Below are 20687 nucleotides of genomic sequence, written 5' to 3' on the forward strand. Positions count from 1 at the left end.
ATGCCGCTCCCCGGCGGCCCCGTGGACACATCCCCCGGCCGCCCCGTGGACACATCCCCCGGCGGCCGCGCGGTCACGGCCCCGGGCGGGCCGGCGGTCACGGCCGGCCCCAGACCCGGCGCGTCGGGCGGCGCGAACGGGCCGGTGGCCAACGCCTGGCAGATCCTGCGCGGGTGGGAGGCGCTCTACCTGCTCGCGTTCGTGGTGACCCTCGCGCTGGTGATCATGGACAGGCGCGCGGGGGACGCCGCCAAAGCCGTGGCCATCGGCTCCCTGTGCGCGTGCGCCGTCGCCTACGTGCTCGTCGGGCGGCGCGCGCTCAAGGCCCAGCGTCACTACGGCCGTTTCGGGTTGCTCTACGCCGGCTTCGCGATCGTGACGTTCGTCCCCGCCACGGTGATCGCCCCACCGTCGACGTTCGCCCTGTTCGCCCTGTGCCCGCAGATGTTCATGGCGCTGCCCGTGCGGTGGGCGGTCACCACCGTGCTGCTGCTGAACACGGCCCCGGCGATCCGCTTCGTCATGACGCCCGGCGTCCGCATGGACGACCTGGTCGGCTTCGTGGCCTCCGGCGTGGTGGCGGCGGTCTTCTCGATCATCGCCGGGCGGTGGATCACCCGCATCGTCAACCAGAGCGCCGACCGGGCCGAGCTGATCGAGGAGCTGTCGGCCAGCCGGGCCGAGGTGGAGCGGCTCTCGCGCGAGCGCGGCGCCCTGGCCGAGCGCGAACGGCTGGCCGGGGACATCCACGACACCCTCGCGCAGGGCTTCACCAGCATCATCATGCTGCTCCAGGCGGCGGAGGCGCAGCCCGACCCTTCCCGGCACCTGGCGCTGGCCATGCGCACCGCGCAGGAAGGCCTGGACGAGGCGCGAGGGCTGATCACCGTCCTGCGGCCGCCTCCGCTGGACGGGTCGAGCCTGGAGGAGGCTCTGAGCCGCATCGCCTCGCGCGTCGGCGAAGAGCTCGGCATCCCGCTGTCCTTCGGCGTCGAGGGCCGTTCACGGGCGCTGCCGCCCGGCGCGGAGGTCGTGCTGATCCGCGCGGCGCAAGAGGGGCTGGCCAACGTGCGCAAGCACGCCGGGGCCGCGTCGGCCTCGCTCGGACTGACCTACCTCGACCAGGAGGTGGTCCTGCGCGTGAGCGACGACGGAGCGGGGTTCGACGGCCTGTCCCCCTCCGCCGGGTTCGGCCTGCGCGCCATGCGGGGCCGCGTCGAGCAGGCGGGCGGCACCGTGGACCTGGACACCGCTCCCGGGCGCGGCACCACGCTCACCGTCCGGCTCCCCCAGAAGGGCGGCATCGAGTGATACGCGTGCTGATCGTCGACGACCATCCTGTGGTCCGTGAGGGCCTGCGGGGCATGCTGGAGGCCGATCCCGGCATCGCAGTGGCGGGCGAGGCCGGCTCGGGTCGCGAGGCGGTGGTGTGCGCCCGCGAGCTGTCCCCGGACGTGATCCTCATGGACCTGCGCATGCCCGGCGGCGACGGCGCCGATGCCATCCCGGCGATCCTGGCCGGCCGCCCGGAGACCCGGGTGATCGTCCTGACGACCTACGAGACCGACCAGGACATCGTGCGCGCGGTCGAGGCCGGCGCGGCGGGCTACCTGCTGAAGGACACCTCGCGGGCCGACCTGGTCGCGGCCGTCTTCGGCGCGGCCCGCGGCGAGACCGTGCTGTCGCCGGCCGTGGCGACCAGGCTGGTGACCCGCATGCGGGCGCCGGCCGCCGGGTCGCTGTCGCCCAGGGAGACCGAGGTGCTGGCGCTGGTGGCGCGCGGTCTGACCAACGCCGAGGTGGGCAGGGAACTGTTCATCAGCGAGGCGACGGTCAAGACGCACCTTCTGCGGATCTTCGGCAAGCTGGGCGTCTCCGACCGCACCGCCGCCGTCACCACCGCGCTCGCCCGCGGTCATCTCTAGCCTCGCTCCCGGGAACGGCGCGGCACAGGCCGGCGGCACGGGCGCGACACGGACGCGGAACAATGTTCGGGGCAGATGGTGTCCGGTGTGGCGGCGCGGCTAAGGTGACCACAGGTCCCGGGCAGGGACCAGCGTGGTCCCGGACGGGCGCATCCGGGCGCGAGCGCGGCCGTGAGGCCCGAGGAGGAGACGCCATGACAACCGCCACCGAGCAGGCCGCCTTCGACTCACTGAACCCCGCTACGGGCGCCGTCGTCGGCACCCACCCGCGCCACGACGCCGAGGCCGTCCACGCGGCCGTGGAGCGCGCCGGAGAGGCGGCCCGCTGGTGGGCGGGGCTGGGCTTCGAGGCGCGCAGGCGCCGGCTGCTCGACTACAAGGCGGTGCTCGTCGCCAACCTCGGCCGCATCGCCGACCTCGTCCACCAGGAGACCGGCAAGCCGATCGGCGACGCCACGCTGGAGACGGTGCTGACGATCACCCACCTCGACTGGGCGGCGCGCAACGCCCGCAAGGTCCTCGGCCGGCGCCGCGTCTCGCCGGGCCTGCTCGGCGCCAACCTCGCCGCCACCCTGGAGTACCTGCCCCTCGGCGTGGTCGGGGTGATAGGGCCGTGGAACTACCCCGTCTTCACCCCGATGGGGTCGATCTCCTACGCCCTCGCCGCGGGAAACGCCGTGGTGTTCAAGCCCAGCGAGCTCACCCCCGGCGTCGGCGTGCTGCTGGCGGAGCTGTTCCGCCAGAGCGTGCCCGAGCACGAGGTGTTCCAGGTGGTCACCGGGCTCGGCGACACCGGGGCGGCGCTGGCCGCCGACCCCGGCGTCCGCAAGATCGCCTTCACCGGCTCGACGGCCACCGCCAAGCGGGTCATGGCCGCCTGCGCGGCCAACCTCACGCCGATGGTGGCCGAGTGCGGCGGAAAGGACGCGCTCATCGTGGACGCGGACGCCGACGTCGCCGCCGCGGCCGACGCCGCGCTGTGGGGGGCGATGTCCAACGCCGGGCAGACCTGTGTGGGCGTCGAGCGCGTGTACGTGGTCGAGGGGGTCTACGACGCCTTCATGCGCGAGCTCACCGAGCGGGCGCGGGCGGTGCGCACCGGTGAGGACTACGGGCCGATCACCATGCCGGCCCAGACCGAGGTGATCCGGCGGCACGTCGACGACGCCCTCGCCAAGGGCGGCACGGCCGTCGTCGGCGGCGCCGCGTCCGTGCGGCCCCCTTACGTCGATCCCGTGGTGCTGACGGACGTGCCGGAGGACTCCAGCGCGGTGCGCGAGGAGACGTTCGGGCCGACGGTCACCGTGCGCAAGGTCGCGAACGCCGAGGAGGCGATGCGCAGGACCAACGCGGTCTCCTACGGCCTGGGAGGCACGGTCTTCTCGGGCAACGCGCGGCGGGCCATGGAGCTGGCGCGGGCGATGCTCAGCGGGATGACGGCGATCAACTCGGTCATCTCGTTCGCGGGTGTGCCGTCGCTGCCCTTCGGCGGCGTGGGCGACTCGGGGTTCGGGCGCATCCACGGCGCGGACGGGCTGCGCGAGTTCGCCCGGCCGAAGGCCATCGCCCGCCAGCGGTTCCCGTTGCCCGGGATGACCATCACCTCCTTCCGCCGGACCCCCGCGGAGATGGACCGCCTTGTGAAGCTGATCACATTCCTGCATGGTCGACGCAGAAGGTAGTTGTCCTGATACTTCCAGAAAAACGATCTTGCGTCCATAATGATGGGTTCCTACGGGGCCAGCAGGACGCGAGGTGAGCAGTGGCGACCGGACGCGACTACCGCGGAATGACAGCGGAGCAGCGATTAGCCGACCGCAGAGAACGGCTGCTGACCGCCGCCTACACGCTGTTCGCCGGCGCGGGCTTCACCGCGACCACGATCGAGCGGCTGTGCGCCTCGGCGCGCATCTCCAACCGTGCTTTCTATGAATGTTTCACGGGACGCGAAGATCTTATGCGCGCCGTGTACGACCGTTGCGTCGAGGAGACCATCCTCGCGGTCTCCAAGGCCATCGGCGAGGCGCCGGGCGACCCCGACAGCCGGATCTGCGCGGGCATCAGGGAGTACATCACCTTCGTCACCCGGGACCTGCGCCGCGCCCGCATCATGCACCTTGAGGTGCGGCGGGCGGGCGACATCCTCACCGCCCACCGGCAGCGCGCGGTCAAGGGCTTCACCGAGATCATCGAACAGAGCCTGGGAGACCTGCCGGACGGCCTGCCGAACCTGACCCACCTGCTCGCCCTCGGGGTCGTAGGCGCGCTGCAGGAGCTGCTGATCGAGTGGGTGCTGGCCGAGGAACGCCCGCCCCTGGACCACCTCATCGAGACGGCCGTCCACATCTTCCGCCGCTCGTTCGGCACCTGAGCGCCCGGCGAACGCCCGAGCCGTACCCGCCCGGCTCCCCGACCCGCGCTCTTGCCCGCGCACCCACGGCGCGCGGCGGACGCGTGACTGATGCGGCGACCACTTACGTCACCGGGCGCGGCTCCACCCCCGGCCAAGTGCTGCAATGATCGGCGCCGGGTCGGCGGGTCGTGGTGTGGCGATGCCGGCGCCTACTACGGAGCCCGAGCCGGCGAACGTCGTGGACAGCGCACTGGACTAGGCCACCGCGGCCACGGGCAGCTCGACCCGAAGCACCCGGTGCAACCGGGTGATGGCGAGCACCCGCATGACCCGCGGCGGCACTCCCCGCAGGACAAGGCGGCGACCCGCGCGTAGCGCACGGCGATGCGTGCCGACGAGAACCCCCAGGCCGGCCGAGTCGATCATCTCCAGGCCGGAGAGATCGACGAACATGTCACCCTCGCCGCTCTCGACCGCCTCGTGCAGGCGCGGCCGCAGCTCCGCGACGGTACCCACATCGAGCCGGGACCCGACGTGGACCTCCTGGCAACCCGGACCCATCCGGCCTCGCATGCCGCCTCCTCATGTCCGGCGACCTGTCGAGGCCGCATCGTCTCCCTGCCCGCTTCGGCGTTCCCCATGCCTCGATCCTGGTCAAACCGCACGTCGCGGGCGTCCGGCCGAGCACCGCCGCACGCGCGCGGCCCGCGCGGGCAGGGGGATCAGGCACCCGGATTACGCTGGGCGGCATGACGCGAGCTGACAACGACAAGCCGGTCGTCCTCTCCAAGATCTACACGCGCACGGGAGACGACGGCAGCACGAACCTCGGCGACATGAGCCGCACGCACAAGACCGACCCCCGGCTCGCCGCCTACGCCGACGTCGAGGAGGCCAACGCCGCGATCGGCGTCGCCATGGCCATGGGGAACCTGCCCGCCGAGGTCGCCGAGGTGCTGTCCCGCGTGCAGAACGAGTTGTTCGACGTCGGAGCGGACCTGTGCACGCCCCTCACGCCCGACCCGGAGTTCCCGCCGCTGCGCGTCGAGCCGTCGTACGTGGAGTGGCTGGAAGCCCAGTGCGACCGGTTCAACGAGCGGTTGAAGCCCCTGCGCAGCTTCATCCTTCCCGGCGGCACCCCCGGCACGGCGCTCATGCACGTCGCCCGTACCGTCGTCCGGCGGGCCGAGCGCACGGCCTGGGCGGCCCTCGCGGCCCACGACGATGTCAACCCGCTGACCGCGACCTACCTCAACCGCCTGAGCGACCTGATGTTCATCCTGTGCCGCATCACCGCGGACGGCACCGAACTCCTCTGGAAACCCGGCGCCACCCGCTGACCCTTAACCCCCGTCAAGGCCAACCCCAGCCGCATCCCTCAAGGCACTCCGAGCCCACCGAGCGCAGCGAGGCAAAAACTATGCAGCGTCGAGGTGGGCGCTGGGAGGGGCGGACTCGACCCAGGCGAGGAAGCCGGTGAGGGCGTCCTCGCTCATGGCGAGGGACACACCCGCGCAGTCGACGGTCCAGTAGCCGGCGGGGCCCTCGTCGCCGGCAAGGGGGCGGCGGGTGGAAACGGTGAGGCCGCGCCTCGCGATAGCGTGGCGCGGCCTCAGTCGCAGTCCCAGGAAAGGGATCCAATGGAGCTCTCCGCCCGCGTAGCGGGCAACTCCACTCCTCCATGCGCGGTCTTTGGTCCGCAGACTACATACGACGTTCCCGCGGGATCGTGCCAGCAGCACCCCGCGCAGAACGATCAGGGCGGCGATGACCACAACGCTCACCAGTATGTCAAGCGCCGCCATTGCCGCCCCCACGTTCATGTCGGTGTATTTATCAGACCTCTTCGCCGGCCGCACGCAGCCGGGCCCGAGCACGTTTGGCCTCGATCTGGGCCTCGGCGTCCTCGTTGTCGGCCTCGACGGAGGCGAGCGCCCGCTGGAGCGCGTCGCGCGCCGACGCGACGTCCACCTCGGAGCCGAGCTCGGCCGTCTCGGCCAGCACCGACACGTCGTTGTTGGCCACCGAGATGAAACCGCCGTGCACGGCGGCGATGACGTCGTCACCGTCGCCGCGCCGGATGCGCAGGACGCCGCCCTCGACGAGGACACCGAGCACGGGCGCGTGATTCGGCATAATACCGATCTCGCCGTCCACGGTCTTGGCAATCACCATGTCGGCCTCGCCGGACCAGATCTCACGTTCCGGCGACACCACTCCGATGCGGAGCTTTGCCATCACACACCTTCCTCGAATGCCGGTACGGCGGGGCCGTACCGGCATTCCGTCGTCAGCGGGCCAGTTCCTTGGCCTTGGCGATGGCCTGGTCGATGCCGCCGACCATGAAGAACGCCTGCTCGGGCAGGTGGTCGTACTCGCCCTCGCACAGACCCTTGAAGGAGTGGATGGTCTCCTCGACCGGCACGAACTCTCCCGGCTGGCCGGTGAACGCCTCGGCGGCGTACATCGGGTGGGACAGGAAGCGCTCGATGCGGCGGGCCCGCTGCACGGTGACGCGGTCCTCTTCGGAGAGCTCGTCGATGCCCAGGATGGCGATGATGTCCTGCAGTTCCTTGTACTTCTGCAGGATGCGCTTGGTCTCCTGGGCGACCCGGTAGTGCTCCTCGCCGACGACCTGCGGGTCGAGGATGCGGGAGGTGGAGTCGAGCGGGTCCACCGCGGGGTAGATGCCCTTCTCCGAGATCGGCCGGGACAGAACGGTCTGCGCGTCGAGGTGCGCGAACGCGTTGTGCGGGGCCGGGTCGGTGATGTCGTCCGCGGGGACGTAGATCGCCTGCATGGAGGTGATCGAGTGACCGCGGGTCGAGGTGATGCGCTCCTGGAGGACGCCCATCTCGTCGGCCAGCGTCGGCTGGTAACCCACGGCGGAGGGCATGCGGCCGAGCAGCGTCGACACCTCGGAACCGGCCTGGGTGAACCGGAAGATGTTGTCGATGAACAGCAGCACGTCCTGCTTCTGGACGTCGCGGAAGTACTCGGCCATGGTGAGGGCCGACAGGGCGACGCGCAGGCGGGTGCCCGGCGGCTCGTCCATCTGGCCGAACACCAGGGCGGTGTCCTTCAGGACGTCCGCCTCGTCCATCTCCAGCCACAGGTCGTTGCCCTCGCGGGTGCGCTCGCCGACGCCGGCGAACACCGACGTGCCGGAGAACTTCAGCGCGACGCGGCGGATCATCTCCTGGATGAGGACGGTCTTGCCGACGCCGGCGCCGCCGAACAGGCCGATCTTGCCACCCTTGACGTACGGGGTGAGCAGGTCGATGACCTTGATGCCGGTGGGCAGCATCTCGGTGCGCGACTCGAGCTGGTCGAAGGCGGGCGACGGGCGGTGGATGCCCCAGCGCTCGTTGACCTGCAGGGACGCCTTGTCGGTGTCCAGCGGCTCGCCGAGCGCGTTCCACACGTGGCCCTTGACGACGTCGCCGACCGGCACCGAGATGGGGCCGCCGCTGTCGGTGACGGCGGCGCCGCGCACCAGGCCGTCGGTGGGCTGCATGGAGATGGCGCGGACCAGGTTGTCGCCGAGGTGCTGGGCGACCTCCAGGGTCAGCGTCCTGGACTGCTCGCCGAGGGCGACCTCGGTGGTCAGGGCGTTGTAGATGTCCGGCATGGCCTCGACGGGGAACTCCACGTCGACGACGGGACCCGTGACGCGGGCCACACGACCTACGGCGGTCGCGACGGTCTCAACAGTCATTGTGGTTTCTCACTCTTTCCCCGCAGAGGCGTCGGCGAGCGCGTTCGCTCCACCGACGATCTCGCTGATTTCCTGGGTGATCTCGGCCTGACGAGCCTGGTTCATCTGCTGGGTGAACGCGCGGATGAGCTCGTTGGCGTTGTCGGTCGCCGACTTCATCGCCCGGCGACGCGAGGCGTGCTCCGAGGCGGCCGACTGCAGCAGCGCGTTGAAGATGCGCGACTCGATGTAGCGGGGAAGGAGCTGGTTGAGCACCTCGCCCGCGGTCGGCTCGAACTCGTAGTACGGCAGCGGACCCTCGGCCGGCTCTTCGGTGGTCTCTTCCACCTCGAGCGGCAGGATGCGCTTGACCTGCACCTCTTGCGTCAGCATCGAGACGAACCCGGTGTAGACGACGTGGATCTCGTCGATGCCGTTCTCGTCCTCGAAGGCCGAGACCAGCGCGCCGGCGATCTCCTTGGCGTGGGCGTAGGCGGGGCTGTCGGAGAAGCCCGACCATTCCCCGCTCATCTCCCGGCTGCGGAAGCGGTGCCAGGTGATGCCCTTGCGCCCGACGACGAACGGCTTCATCTCGATGCCGCGGCCGCGCAGGTGACCGGCCAGCGCCTCGGCCTCGCGCAGGATGTTGGCGTTGAAGCCTCCGGCGAAGCCGCGGTCGCTGGTGACGATCAGCACGCCCGCCGTGGACGGCCGCTCCTTGGCGACCGTCAGCGGGTGGTCGACGTCGGCGCTGTTGCTCAGGACGGCCGACACCGCGCGAGTGATCTCGCGCTCGTACGGGACGGCCGCCTCCATGCGCTGCTGCGCCTTGATGATGCGGGACGAGGCGATGAGCTCCTGGGCGCGCGTGATCTTCGCCGTGGACCTGACCGACCGGATCCGCCGCCGCAGCAGTCTTAGCTGGGCACCCATGGGCTACTTCTTCTCGGTCGGGCGGACGTGCTTCACGATCTTCTCCTGGCCGACCTCGTCCGCGCTCAGGGCCTCGACGGGCTCGTCCTGCACCAGCATCTCACCGGAGGAGGTCTGGAAGCCCTTCTTGAACTCGGTGATCGCGTCCTTGAGGGTGGTGACGGTGTCGTCGCCGAGCTCCCTGGTCTCCCGGATGGCGTCCAGGACGCCCTTGTAGGAGGTGGAGAGGGTCTCCAGGAACTCGGTCTCGAAGCGCCGGATGTCCTCGAGCGGGACGTCGTCCAGCTCGCCGCTGGTGCCGGCCCAGACCGAGACGACCTCCTTCTCCACCGGGAACGGCGTGTACTGGGGCTGCTTGAGCAGCTCGACCAGACGGGCGCCGCGCTCGAGCTGGGCGCGGGAGGCCGCGTCCAGGTCGGAGGCGAAGGCCGCGAAGGCCTCCAGGTCGCGGTACTGCGACAGCGACAGGCGCAGCGTGCCGGCGACCTTGCGCATCGCCTTGATCTGCGCCGAGCCGCCGACTCGGGACACCGAGACACCGACGTTGATCGCCGGGCGGACGCCCGAGTTGAACAGGTCGGTCTCCAGGAAGCACTGACCGTCGGTGATGGAGATCACGTTGGTCGGGATGAACGCCGAGACGTCGTTGCCCTTGGTCTCGATGATCGGCAGACCGGTCATCGAACCCGCGCCGAGGTCGTCCGACAGCTTGGCGCAGCGCTCCAGCAGACGGGAGTGCAAGTAGAAGACGTCGCCGGGGAACGCCTCGCGGCCCGGCGGACGGCGCAGCAGCAGGGACACGGCGCGGTAGGCGTCGGCCTGCTTGGTCAGGTCGTCGAACACGATGAGCACGTGCTTGCCCTGGTACATCCAGTGCTGGCCGATGGCCGAACCGGTGTAGGGCGCCAGGTACTTGAAGCCGGCCGGGTCGGAGGCCGGGGCGGCGACGATGGTGGTGTACTCCATCGCGCCCGCCTCCTCCAGGCGTGCCCGGACCTGCGCGATCGTCGAGCCCTTCTGGCCGACCGCGACGTAGACGCAGCGGACCTGCTTGGTCGGGTCGCCGGTGGCCCAGTTCTCGCGCTGGTTGAGGATGGTGTCCACGGCGATCGCGGTCTTGCCCGTGCCGCGGTCGCCGATGATCAGCTGGCGCTGGCCGCGGCCGATCGGCGTCATGGCGTCGATCGCCTTGAGGCCGGTCTGCAGCGGCTCCTTCACCGGCTGGCGCTGGACGACGGAGGGGGCCTGCAGCTCGAGCGGACGACGCCGCTCGGCCTCGATGGCGCCCTTGCCGTCGAGCGGGTTGCCCAGCGGGTCGACCACGCGGCCGAGGAAGCCGTCGCCGACCGGCACGGACAGGACCTCGCCCGTCCGGCGGACCGACTGGCCCTCCTCGACGCCGCTGAACTCGCCCAGGATGACCGCGCCGATCTCGCGGACATCCAGGTTCAGCGCCAGACCGCGCGTACCGTCCTCGAACTCCAGCAGCTCGTTCGCCATCGCGGAAGGAAGGCCGGAGATGTGGGCGATGCCGTCGCCGGCGTCGACGACGGTCCCGATCTCCTCGCGCGCGGCGCCTTCCGGCTCGTACGCCTGAACGAAGCGCTCAAGCGCGTCCCGGATCTCGTCCGGCCGGATCGTCAGCTCCGACATCTCTCTTCAGTCTCCCTAATCATCGGCCGCCCTGACACTGCTAGCCGGCCAACCGGCGGCGGACTTCTTCAATACGTCCTGCGATCGTGGTGTCGATCAGCTCGTCGCCGAGCCGGACCGAGAACCCACCGAGCACCCGCGGGTCCACCTCGGTGTTGAGGTGGACGTCCCGTCCGTAGGTGGTGCGCAACCAGGCGGTGAGGCGCTGCTTCTGCGCGTCGGTCAGCGAGACCGCGCTGCGCACCACGGCGACAAGTTGCTGCCGCTGCTCCGCCACGAGCTGGCCGTACTCCTCCAGCCCACGTTCCAAACTACGTCCTCGCGGGTGCAGCACAAGCTGCGTGACCAGGCGCAGGGACGTCGGCGCCACCCTGTCGCGCAGCAGGTCGGCGACCAACCCCCGCTTGGCGTCCGCCGGGACGGCGGGGTCGACCAGCGCCATGCGCAGCGCGGGGTTGGCCTCGACGATGCGGCCGAAGCGGAACAGCTCGTCTTCGACGTCGTCGAGCCTGCTCGCCGACTCGGCCTCGGCGGCCGAGGCGATGACGCTGAGCCGCTCCAGGGCGTCCGACAGGTCGGGCGACCTGGACCACCGCGCCGAGACGGCCGCGATGACGGTCTCCAGCGCGGCGTCGGCGATCTTGCCGCCGAGCAGGCCGCGGACGACCTCGGCCTTGCGCTCCACCGGGCGGGCCGGGTCGGCGAGGTTGCGCCGCAGCCCGTGCTCGTTGTCGAGCAGGACGGCGACCGCGCCGAGATCCTGCGCCAGCCGGCCGAGGTCTGCCGAGGCCGCGACCGCGTTGAAGCGCTCTTCGACCTCGGCGAACGAACTACGGCTCAGGCCCCTCATCAGCGCACCGCCGCCTCGCCGGCGGACTCCAGCTCATCGAGGAAGCGGTCCACGACGCCGCTCTGCCGGGCCTGGTCCTCCAGCGACTCGCCAACAATGCGGCTCGCCAGCTCGATGGACAGGCGGCCGAGCTCGGCGCGCAGCTGGGTGAAAGCCTGCTGGCGGTCGGCCTCGATCTGGGCGTGCGCCGCCTCGATGAGACGGCGCGCCTCGGCCTGGGCCTCCTCGCGCAGCTCGGCCTTGATCTGCGCGGCCTGCTCGCGGGCCTCCTCGCGCATGCGGGCGGCCTCGTGACGGGCCTCGGCCAGCTTGGCCCGGTAGTCCTCCAGCGTCTGCTGGGCTTCGGCCTGGGCCTCCTCGGCCTTCTTGAGGCCGCCTTCGATGGCCTCGGTCCGCATCTCCAGGGTCTTCTGGATGCGGGGCACAAGGAGGCGGCCGATGAAGAACAGAACGACCAGGAACGACACCCCGCCGATGACCATTTCGGCCAGGTCAGGCAGGAGTGGGTTGGTCGCTTCCTCTGCCGCTAGCGCGTACATGAATGCCGCCTTCCTTCAGAGCCGGTCGTCTGTCAGGCCCGGAAGGCGAACGCGAGCGCAATACCGATCAGCGCGAGCGCCTCGGCGAAAACGAAGCCCAGGATCATGTTCTGACGGATGAGGCCGTAGGCCTCCGGCTGGCGGGCGATGGCCTGCACGCCCTGGCCGAAGATGATGCCGATGCCGATGCCGGGGCCGATCGCCGCCAGGCCGTAACCGATGGAACCGAGGTTGCCGGTCACTTCGGCGAGAACAGCAGCAGACATGCGTGGTTTTCCTTTTCTATCGACCAGTGGGTGTGTGCCCACCGGAGGTGTCGGGCGGGGCTAACGGAAGGGGTGCCGCAGAGGGCGGGTCTCAGTGGGCCGGGTGCAGCGCGTCGTTGATGAACATCGCCGCGAGCAGCGCGAAAACGTAGGCCTGCAGCGCCTGGATGAAGATCTCGAAGGCGGTCAGCAGGATGGTCATCGCGACGCCCAGGATGCCGAGCGGCGCGCCGAGCGGAGTCAGGTTGGTGGCCAGGAAGTGCCAGCCGACCTCGGAGAACAGCGCGATGATCAGGTGGCCGGCCATCATGGTGGCGAACAGCCGGACCGCGTGGGTGATGTGGCGCAGGAAGAAGGTCGAGATGAACTCGATGGGCGCGACCAGCACGTAGATCCAGCCGGGCAGGCCGGGGGGGAACATCACGTTCTTGAAGAAGCCGATGGGCCCCTGGTGCTTGATGCCCAGGTACATCACCAGCAGCCAGACGAAGATCGACAGGATCGCCGGGTAGCCGATGCGCGACATCACGGGGAACTGGATGAAGATGACCGACCCGAACAGGTTCATGACCAGCACGAACAGGAACAGGGTGAACAGCAGCGGCATCCAGCGGTCGCTGTCCTTGCCGAGGTTCGGCCGGGCGATCTGCTCGCGGACGAACTGGTAGGCGAGCTCACCGGCGTTCTGGAACCCTCGCGGCACGAGCTTCGGCCGGGAGAACGCGATGTAGGTGAGCACCATGACCAGCAGCGTGCCGACCAGCGCGAGGAGGGCCGGCTTGTTGAACCAGGCCTGACCTTCGACGAGCGGCGGCCAGTCGAAAATGCCGAGCCCCGGAGCCTGGAACTCATCGGAGGCGAGAGGCGTCAGCGTGGCGCTCACTCGTCATTCCCTTCGTCGTGTTGATCGGTCAAGTGGCCATCCGGTGACCTCGCCGCGGACGGGCGGACCGGATGAGAAGTGGAAAGAGGGCGAGGAGGCCAGGGCTCGATGGCTCCGACAGATGTTCCCCGACCTTGTTTACCGCGCACGCGACAATAGCAGGCGCGGCTGTGACTAGTCATATCGAGCCAGCCTCGAGAGATCGTCATCTCGGGGGCCCGACGGTGAGCGGTCGAACCTCGTCTGCCGATGAGAGTGTAAGGGAAGCGGCGGTGCGGAGCATGACGGCTCACCTCTTCTCCTCGACCTGGCCGGGAACTTTGACCTCGGGATCGACATAGAGCATGCGAAGACGCAGGAAACCGCGCGCCTCGCCGATGGTCCAGCAGATGGTGCAGGCGATGACGGTCAGGCTGAACGACTGCGGATCCCACGTGGTGGCGTCGGCGAAGCGTTCGAGCAGCACCGCGAGCAGCAGGATCTTCACCAGGTAGGTGCCCATCGCCGCGGCCATCATGATCGTCGGTGAGATGCGCGCGGCGTAGGCGACGACGATCAGGCTGATGGTGAAGAAGGCGACCACGACGAGGACCCCGATGCCCGAGCCGAGCGCGCCCTTGGAGCCCGCGAGGAACGCGGCGGCCACCACAGCGATCAGGCCGACCAGAGCCGTCGGGATCACGGCTGCTCTGAGTATTCGGAGATCGTTGTCCTGCATCGGTGCTCCAGGGCATCAGTTGTCAAGCGAGCGATTGCTACCTTACAGGGCTGGCGTTGCCCGGGCCTTGCCGGGCCCACTGCTAGTGAAAGATATCACAAGCTCAGGGAGTGCCGCCTTTACCTGCGCTTTCGTGCAGGTGAACGCCCGGGCGAGAGCAGAAGATGATCTGCGCGCGGGCCCCGGATGCAGGCCCGGATGCGGGCCGGGTCAGCCGCTGGTGGCCGTGACGTGGGAAGCGCCCGCCGTCCCGGGCACCGATGGGTCCTCGGCCGCCGGCCCGGCGTCGGGAGCCGGCCCCCGGCGCGTGGCGTGGACGCCGCCACCGCGCCCGCCCCGGCCGGACCGCCACAGGGGAAGGCCCATCATCACCAGCACGGCCAGCGCCAGCAGCACGACGACCGGGAAGACGATCAGCGGCACCCCGCCGACCGACAGACCCACGACCGTCGCGGCGAACAGGAACGTCCACGCGTACATGATCAGCACCGTGCGCCGGTGCGAGTGGCCGATCTGCAGCAGGCGGTGGTGCAGGTGGCCGCGGTCGGGCGCGAACGGCGACTTGCCGTAGGAAGTGCGCCGCACCACCGCCATGATCAGGTCGGCCAGCGGGAGGACCATCACCGCGAGCGGGAGCAGGATGGGCAGGACGACGGGGAAGCGGTTGATGTCACCGGCCGCCCCGTTGTAGTCGACCGTGCCGGTCACCGTGACGACCGAGGTCGCCAGCACCAGGCCGATCAGCATCGCCCCGGTGTCGCCCATGAAGATCTTGGCGGGGTGGAAGTTGTGCGGCAGGAAGCCCAGGCACATGCCGATGAGGATGGCCGTGATGGCCGCCGTGATGCTGAGGCGCCCCTGGTCGAGGCTGTCGGTCAGCGCGACGGTCCAGGCGAAGGTCGCCATCGCCGCGATGCACACGATGCCCGCCGCCAGGCCGTCCAGGCCGTCCACGAAGTTCACCGCGTTGATGGCGACGACCACCACCATGATCGTGATGATCGTGGTCAGCGTGTTGTCCAGGCTGACCGTCTGGCCGTTCGGCAGCGGGATCCACAGCAGGGTCAGCTTGAAGGCGACCAGCAGCCCCGCCGCGGCGATCTGGCCGCCGAGCTTGACGAAGGCGTCCATGCCCCACCAGTCGTCCAGAAAGCCGATGACCACGATGACCCCGCCCGCGAGGGCCAGGGCGATGACCGTGTGGCCGTCGCCCATGCGCGGGTCGGCGAGCTTCTCGCCGATGTGGTCCAGCCGGCTCGCCACGAACAGCCCCGCGAGCATGCCGGCGTACATCGCCAGGCCGCCCAGCCGAGGGGTGCGGACGGTGTGCACGTCTCTCTCGCGGATCTCGGGCGCCGCCCCGATGCGCAGGGCGAAAACCCTGACCAGCGGGACCAGCAGGTAGGTGACCACCGCTGCCACCGACGCCATGAGGAGGTATTCGCGCACAGACCCCAGTTTCCCGGATTGTTCGGTCAGATGTGACCGAAAAATTACACAGAACTGCACATTAACCACGTGGATATGCCGGGTGACCCCGCGTGAGCTGCGTCACCCTCTCGGCCACCGACGCTATCGCACCCGGATGACGCACGGCCTGCGCCACCATCGATCCGATCTCCTTCATCTCGCTGACCCCCATGCCCTGCGTCGTCACGCACGGTGTGCCGACCCGGATGCCCGAGGTCACCGTCGGCGGTTCCGGGTCGTAGGGGATCGCGTTGCGGTTGAGGATGATGCCCGCCCGCGCGCAACTCTGCTCGGCCGCCGCCCCGGTCACCCCGACGCCGCGCAGGTCGATGAGCGCCAGATGGTTGTCGGTGCCGCCGGACACCGGGCGCATGTCCTCGGCCGCCAGCGCGTCGGTCAGCGCGCGGCAGTTCACGATGACCTGCGCGGCGTACGCACGAAACTCCGGCCGCAGCGCCTCCCCGAACGCCACCGCCTTGGCCGCGACCGCGTGCATCAGCGGGCCGCCCTGGGTGAAGGGGAAGACCGCCCGGTCGATGCGCGAGGCCAGCTCGGAAGTGCACAGGATGCCGCCGCCCCTCGGCCCGCGCATCGCCTTGTGCGTCGTGAACGTCACCACGTCGGCGTGCGGCACCGGCGAGGGCACCGCCCGGCCGGCCACCAGGCCGATGGTGTGCGCGGCGTCCACCAGCAGCCACGCGCCCACCTCGTCGGCGATCCCGCGGAACACCGCGTGGTCGATGAGCCGCGGGTAGGCCGTGGCGCCACAAATGATCATCTTCGGCTGGTGCCGCAGCGCGAGATCGCGGACCTCGTCGTAGTCGATCATCTCGGTGTCGCGCCGCACCCCGTAGGCCACCACGTCGAACCAGCGGCCGGAGAAGTTCACCTTGGAGCCGTGGGTGAGATGGCCGCCGTGCGACAGCGCCATCGCCAGGACCGTGTCCCCCGGCCGGAGCAGCGCGGCGTACGCGGCGAGGTTCGCCGACGCGCCCGAATGCGGCTGGACGTTGACGTGATCGGCCCCGAACAGCGCCTTCGCCCGCTCGATCGCCAGCAGCTCGGCCCGGTCCACCACCTCGCAGCCGCCGTAGTACCGCCTGCCCGGGTAGCCCTCGGCGTACTTGTTGGTCAGCGTGGACCCGAGGGCCGCGATGACGGCGGGAGAGGCGTAGTTCTCGCTGGCGATCAGCTGCAGCCCGCCGCGAATCCGGTCGAGCTCGTCGAGCAGCACCTGCGCCATCTCCGGATCGCGCCGCCGCAACTCCCCGAAGTCGGGCCCATAGAACTCCCCGTCACCATGTCCACCCCCTTGCGCCAGATCGCGCTCAGAACGCGCATCGTCGGCGGGGGCGCGCTCTGGACGCGCGTCGTCGGCGGGGGCGCGATCTGGACGCGCATCGTCGACGGGGGCGCGATCCGGACGCGCATTCGCGGCGAAGTCCTGGACAGGGCGCGCATCCGGTGCGGAGTCGCGGTCGGGGCGGTCGCCCCGGCCGGGTGATTCGTGGTCAGGCCGTCTCGCGTGCATGGCTGGCTCACCACTCCTTCCCCTCGCACGGACCCGCGCGTGGTAAGGACACCGATCTCCCCACTGTAAGCCCGCCCTCATCGCCATCCGCACCCACCGACGATCGGCGTTCGTCCCGACCGGTCCCGAGCCCGGACCAGCCGCGAGCCCGGACCGGCCGGCCGTCCCGACCGACCGGCGGCGCAACGACCGAGCGGGTCGGCTACTGAGCGGGTCAGCTGTAGGCGTGGGGGGCGCCGGCCGCGACCGGGACCCAGCGCGGAGTGTCCGCGGCCTGGTCGCTGATCGCCGAGAGCACCGACTGGCGGTACATGCTCAGGCGGTTGCGCCACTCGCTCATGTCCTGGACGTAGCGCTCGGCGACCGGCGCGTCCCAGACATCCCTGCTGCGGGCCATCTGCTGCGCCTTGTCCAGCGAGGTGGTGAGCTGCTCCAGCATCGGCATCACCTGCTGCCACAGGTCGATGAGCTTCTGGTACTCGGGGTTGAACCGCCAGCTCGTCGCCTGCCCGTCCGGGCTGAAGGGGTCGGCCGAGCCGGGCGGGCTCTCTCCGGGCTGGAGCGGCTGCGGAGCCGGGGGATCGGCGTACATCTCTGGCGGCCCTCCTTCACGAACCGGACGACGGATCGAACCTGCCCCGCGACGACGAACCGGAATCCCCGTCCTCGTACGGGCCTCCGGCCTGGTCCTCATACGGGTCACCAGCCCCATTCTCGTACGGGTCACCGGCCGCGAACGTGGCGGCGTGCCCTCCGTGGGCGCTGAAATGGCCGTAACGGGCCTCACCTTCCGGCGGGGAGTACAGACCCGACCGGACATGCTCACCCGGCTCCACGTGCCCCTGCAGAGCCGCGTGGCCACTCTCGGCGACCCCGGAACCCACCGGACCGGGATTGCCGGCGGACGCCGACGAAGCGGCGTCGGCGGACGAGTCCGGCGAGTCCGGCGGAAGCGGCGCCGACGGCTTGGCCGTACCGGACGGCTCGTTGGGCTGGATGTGGCCGACAGGACCATCCGGGTGCGGATGCCCTGGATGCGCCCCGTCCGGCGGCACGATCACCGGTTGGTCCATCGGCGGGATCTTGTCCATGTTCTGCACCAGCCAGCGCAGGTACTCCCCACTCGGCGGCTTCATGGTCACCTCGACGACACGCACCCCGTCGACGTCGATCACCCGCGTCCGCTCCTGCGAGGTGTCGATGTCATGAGGATTGTCCACCTTAGGCGTATCGAGCTGCCCATCCCCCACATCCGGCCCCCGCACCGGCCCATCAGGCCGCTGATCCACCCCATTCGGCTGCTGATCAAGGCCCGACGGCTGGTGCTGATCAGGAACCGACGGCTGCTGGTCCGCCCCATCCGACTGCTGGTCAGGAGCAGGCGACTGCTGCTGCGGCGCGTCAGGCCGCTGATCCACCGCGTTCGGCTGATGATCCGGAGCCGACGGCTGGTGCTGATCCGGCGCACTCGGCCGCTGGTCAGGAACCGACGGCTGCTGATCGGGACCAGGCGACTGCTGCTGCGCGTCAGGCCGCTGATCTACCGCGTTCGGCTGCTGGTCTGGCGCACCCGGTTGTTGGTCGGGGGTCGAGGGCGGCTGATCCGGGACAGGCGACTGGTGCTGTGGCGCGTCGGGACGCTGATCGACCGCGTGCGGCTGCTGGTCGGGGGTGTCGGGTTGCTCGGGAGGAGTAAGGGGAGACCGGCTGTCGGGGCCGGCCTGCGGGTTGCCGTCAGTGGGCTCGATGTACTGCGGCTCGCCTCCCTGAGGCCCCGAATCCACACGGGGCGTCGGGTCGTGCTTGGGTGCAGGGTCGTGTTTCGGCGCGGGGTCATGCTTGGGCGCAGGGTCGTGTTTCGGCGCGGGGTCATGCTTGGGCGCGGGATCGTGCCGTGGGGTGGCGTCGGGCTTTTCGGCCTTTGGTGGCTGCTGCTTTTCGGTCTTGTCCTGCTGGTCGGGGTGCGTGTCGACCTTGTGAGTCTTGTCCTGGGTGTCGGACGTCGGCGCATCGTGCTTGTCGGCCTTGGGCGCGTCGTTCTTGTCGTGCTTGTCGGCCTTGGGCGCGTCGTTCTTGTCGTGCTTGAGGGCGTCGTCTTTGTCGATCTTCTCGACCTTCGGCGGGCCGCCCTTCTCGTTCTTGGCCTTGGGGGCGTCGTCCTTGTCGCCCTTGTCGGACGTGGGATGCCCGTCCTGGTCGGCGGTATGGGTTTTGTCGCCCTTGTCGCCCTTGTCGTCGTGTTTGTCGGGAGCCTTCTGGCCCATGTTCTTGGGCCCGCTCACCGTGTCGTTCTGCTTCACCTTCTTCTCGAGCAGGACGACCCGGGCGCTGACATCACGGACGAACGCCTCACCGGCGTCCGCCACCTGGGCCGGCCGGTACGTGGTCGGCACGGAAAGGCCGGCGGCGCTGGTCAGCTGGGTGACACGGCCTTCGACGCCGCGCATCTGCTTGCCCGCGCGCCCCACTTCGGCCAACAGCTCACGGACCAGCTTGGGGTCCATTCCGTCCAGCTTGCCCATGGGCGTCTCCCGTGGTCGTGACCGCCGCTCCTCTGGTGCGCCTCCAGAGAAGGCTCGCGCCCGCTCGCAGCCATGCTCTCTCGCCATCGGCCGTCGCTCAAGAGCACAGACGCACCTCACGCTACTGAGGCATCTCGACCCCGAGCCCGCACGATAGCCATACGGCATGAGTCACGACGGTCACAACCCGGCTGCCGCCATCACGGACGCTTGTCGGACCGGCCTTCGTCGCCCGTGTGCGTCTCCACGCCACCCGTGATCGCCCTGTCGCTCTTGGCGGTGTCGTCACCCTTGAGGGTGTCGTCGGGCTTCACGGTCTCGTCGGACTTGGCGGTCAGGCCGGACTTGGCCGTCTCTGCGGGCTCGACGGTCTCCTCCGGCCTGACGGCCGCCTCGACCTCGGCGCCGTCGCCCGGTTTCACCGTCTCGTCCGGCTTCGCGATCTCGTCCTGTTTCGCGATCTCGTCCCGCTTCACGGTCTCGTCGGGCTTCTCGGTCTCAACGGACGCGGCGGTGACGTCGTCGGACGTGACGGCGTCGTCGGGCTTCGCCGTCTTGTCGGATGTGACGATCTCGCCGGGCTTGGACGCGTCTTCCGACTCGGCATCGCCGGTGGGCTCGGCGGCCTCGGCGAGGGCCTGCCGCGCGCCCGTCAGGCCGGAGACGTCGGTGTCAGGGGCCGCGTCGGTGGCGACGTACCCGATGACGCCGCGCAGCTTCTCCACCGGGATGGCGCCCTGGCGCAGCACCCGCGGGACGGCCGTCGTCAGGTCGATGATCGTCGAGGGCGTGGTGTCGGCGCAGGCGCCGCCGTCGAGATAGACCGCGACGGACTCCCCGAGCTGCTCCTCGGCGTCGGCGGCGGTCGTCGCGGGCGGCGCGCCCGACCGGTTGGCGCTGCTGACCGCCATCGGACCGGTCTCCTTGAGCAGCTCAAGGGCGACGACGTGCAGCGGCATGCGCACCGCCACGGTGCCCTTGGTCTCGCCGAGGTCCCAGTTGAGGGAGCGGCTCGCCCGGCAGATGATCGTCAGGGGCCCGGGCCAGAAGGTGTCGATGAGGTCCTGCCCGTAGGTGCCGAGGTCCTCGATGAGGGCGGTGGCGGCGCGTACGGTGCCGACCAGGACGGGAACGGGCATGTCCCTGCCGCGGCCCTTGGCCTCGAGGAGGGCGTTGACGGCAAAGGGCGTGAAGGCGTCGGCCCCGATGCCGTAGACGGTGTCCGTCGGGATCACCACCAGCTCACCGGCCCGGATGGCGGACGCGGCGTCGGCGATGCCCGCGGCGCGCTGCTCGGCGGTGGAACAGTCATAACGTCGGCTCACGACTTGTCATCCTCCCACGTGG

General features: G+C 70.0%; 21 protein-coding genes and 1 pseudogene. 6 read left to right on the plus strand and 16 right to left on the minus strand.

The features are described 5' to 3' along the window. Window positions 1-45: 45 nt before the first annotated feature. From ACFQSB_RS14790 to ACFQSB_RS14805, 4 genes are all read left to right on the plus strand, one after another. A complete protein-coding gene (locus tag ACFQSB_RS14790; RefSeq protein WP_380826971.1) occupies window positions 46-1311 on the plus strand; it encodes a sensor histidine kinase in 1266 nt (421 codons plus the stop codon). Then, complete coding sequence (locus ACFQSB_RS14795) at window positions 1308-1925, plus strand: response regulator (protein WP_380826972.1); 618 nt, start codon at window positions 1308-1310, stop codon at window positions 1923-1925. The genes ACFQSB_RS14790 and ACFQSB_RS14795 overlap by 4 nt, the downstream gene beginning before the upstream one ends. Window positions 1926-2119: 194 nt before the next feature. Then, window positions 2120-3607 carry an aldehyde dehydrogenase family protein gene (locus ACFQSB_RS14800; protein ID WP_380826973.1) on the plus strand — a complete coding sequence of 496 codons (1488 nt, stop codon included), beginning with the start codon at window positions 2120-2122 and terminating at the stop codon, window positions 3605-3607. An 80-nt stretch (window positions 3608-3687) separates the two neighbouring features. Next, window positions 3688-4296, plus strand: a complete 609-nt coding sequence (locus tag ACFQSB_RS14805; RefSeq protein ID WP_380826975.1) for a TetR/AcrR family transcriptional regulator — start codon at window positions 3688-3690, stop codon at window positions 4294-4296. A 237-nt stretch (window positions 4297-4533) separates the two neighbouring features. Here ACFQSB_RS14805 and ACFQSB_RS14810 read toward each other — a convergent pair whose 3' ends face one another. Next, window positions 4534-4851 carry an STAS domain-containing protein gene (locus ACFQSB_RS14810; RefSeq protein WP_354916517.1) on the minus strand — a complete coding sequence of 106 codons (318 nt, stop codon included), beginning with the start codon at window positions 4849-4851 and terminating at the stop codon, window positions 4534-4536. Window positions 4852-5027: 176 nt separating this feature from the next. On the opposite strand from ACFQSB_RS14810, the gene ACFQSB_RS14815 reads away from it, so the two are divergent. Next, window positions 5028-5618 carry a cob(I)yrinic acid a,c-diamide adenosyltransferase gene (locus ACFQSB_RS14815; RefSeq protein WP_380826976.1) on the plus strand — a complete coding sequence of 197 codons (591 nt, stop codon included), beginning with the start codon at window positions 5028-5030 and terminating at the stop codon, window positions 5616-5618. A gap of 78 nt (window positions 5619-5696) precedes the next feature. Here ACFQSB_RS14815 and ACFQSB_RS14820 read toward each other — a convergent pair whose 3' ends face one another. The 12 genes from ACFQSB_RS14820 to ACFQSB_RS14875 all read right to left on the minus strand — a co-directional run bounded on the left by ACFQSB_RS14820 (window position 5697) and on the right by ACFQSB_RS14875 (window position 16551). Further along, window positions 5697-6101: a DUF2550 domain-containing protein gene (locus tag ACFQSB_RS14820; RefSeq protein ID WP_380826977.1), complete on the minus strand. Its 405-nt coding sequence runs from the start codon at window positions 6099-6101 to the stop codon at window positions 5697-5699. A 13-nt stretch (window positions 6102-6114) separates the two neighbouring features. Continuing rightward, complete coding sequence (locus ACFQSB_RS14825) at window positions 6115-6516, minus strand: F0F1 ATP synthase subunit epsilon (RefSeq protein ID WP_354916508.1); 402 nt, start codon at window positions 6514-6516, stop codon at window positions 6115-6117. A 52-nt stretch (window positions 6517-6568) separates the two neighbouring features. After that, the gene (gene atpD / locus ACFQSB_RS14830) at window positions 6569-7996 is read right to left on the minus strand and encodes a F0F1 ATP synthase subunit beta (protein ID WP_380826979.1); all 1428 of its coding nucleotides are present in this window, start codon (window positions 7994-7996) and stop codon (window positions 6569-6571) included. Between the two features lie 9 nt (window positions 7997-8005). Further along, window positions 8006-8908 carry a F0F1 ATP synthase subunit gamma gene (locus ACFQSB_RS14835; protein ID WP_380826981.1) on the minus strand — a complete coding sequence of 301 codons (903 nt, stop codon included), beginning with the start codon at window positions 8906-8908 and terminating at the stop codon, window positions 8006-8008. A 3-nt stretch (window positions 8909-8911) separates the two neighbouring features. Next, a complete protein-coding gene (gene atpA, locus ACFQSB_RS14840) occupies window positions 8912-10561 on the minus strand; it encodes a F0F1 ATP synthase subunit alpha (RefSeq protein ID WP_354841849.1) in 1650 nt (549 codons plus the stop codon). Window positions 10562-10601: 40 nt separating this feature from the next. Then, window positions 10602-11411 (minus strand): F0F1 ATP synthase subunit delta, encoded by an 810-nt coding sequence (locus ACFQSB_RS14845; RefSeq protein WP_380826982.1) that lies wholly within the window; start codon window positions 11409-11411, stop codon window positions 10602-10604. Continuing rightward, on the minus strand, window positions 11411-11950 hold the full coding sequence (locus tag ACFQSB_RS14850; protein ID WP_354841844.1) for a F0F1 ATP synthase subunit B: 540 nt from the start codon (window positions 11948-11950) through the stop codon (window positions 11411-11413). Before ACFQSB_RS14850 ends, ACFQSB_RS14845 begins: the two co-directional genes overlap by 1 nt. A 32-nt stretch (window positions 11951-11982) precedes the next feature. Beyond that, entirely contained in the window at window positions 11983-12216 is a 234-nt protein-coding gene (atpE, locus tag ACFQSB_RS14855) for an ATP synthase F0 subunit C (protein ID WP_354841841.1), read from the minus strand. Between the two features lie 91 nt (window positions 12217-12307). Further along, window positions 12308-13099: a F0F1 ATP synthase subunit A gene (gene atpB, locus ACFQSB_RS14860; protein ID WP_380826984.1), complete on the minus strand. Its 792-nt coding sequence runs from the start codon at window positions 13097-13099 to the stop codon at window positions 12308-12310. 289 nt (window positions 13100-13388) lie between these two features. Beyond that, window positions 13389-13817, minus strand: a complete 429-nt coding sequence (locus tag ACFQSB_RS14865) for a hypothetical protein (protein ID WP_380826985.1) — start codon at window positions 13815-13817, stop codon at window positions 13389-13391. A 210-nt stretch (window positions 13818-14027) separates the two neighbouring features. Beyond that, the gene (locus ACFQSB_RS14870; protein WP_354841832.1) at window positions 14028-15266 is read right to left on the minus strand and encodes a glycosyltransferase family 4 protein; all 1239 of its coding nucleotides are present in this window, start codon (window positions 15264-15266) and stop codon (window positions 14028-14030) included. Between the two features lie 61 nt (window positions 15267-15327). After that, window positions 15328-16551 carry a serine hydroxymethyltransferase gene (locus tag ACFQSB_RS14875; protein ID WP_380826987.1) on the minus strand — a complete coding sequence of 408 codons (1224 nt, stop codon included), beginning with the start codon at window positions 16549-16551 and terminating at the stop codon, window positions 15328-15330. A 36-nt stretch (window positions 16552-16587) separates the two neighbouring features. Here ACFQSB_RS14875 and ACFQSB_RS14880 point away from each other — a divergent pair, with 36 nt between their 5' ends. Beyond that, window positions 16588-16791, plus strand: coding sequence for a hypothetical protein (locus ACFQSB_RS14880; RefSeq protein ID WP_380826989.1), 204 nt, complete (start codon window positions 16588-16590; stop codon window positions 16789-16791). Between the two features lie 241 nt (window positions 16792-17032). Here the strand turns inward: ACFQSB_RS14880 and ACFQSB_RS14885 are convergent, their stop codons facing one another. From ACFQSB_RS14885 to ACFQSB_RS14895, 3 genes and pseudogenes are all read right to left on the minus strand, one after another. Further along, complete coding sequence (locus ACFQSB_RS14885) at window positions 17033-17410, minus strand: hypothetical protein (RefSeq protein WP_354841827.1); 378 nt, start codon at window positions 17408-17410, stop codon at window positions 17033-17035. Between the two features lie 16 nt (window positions 17411-17426). Further along, a complete protein-coding gene (locus ACFQSB_RS14890) occupies window positions 17427-19340 on the minus strand; it encodes a hypothetical protein (protein WP_380826992.1) in 1914 nt (637 codons plus the stop codon). Window positions 19341-20038: 698 nt separating this feature from the next. Continuing rightward, window positions 20039-20665 (minus strand): annotated as a pseudogene (locus ACFQSB_RS14895) (L-threonylcarbamoyladenylate synthase); the annotation flags it as partial. Window positions 20666-20687: the final 22 nt, after the last annotated feature.

The sequence above is a fragment of the Sphaerisporangium rhizosphaerae genome (assembly GCF_042665155.1).
Lineage (GTDB): Bacteria > Actinomycetota > Actinomycetes > Streptosporangiales > Streptosporangiaceae > Sphaerisporangium > Sphaerisporangium rhizosphaerae.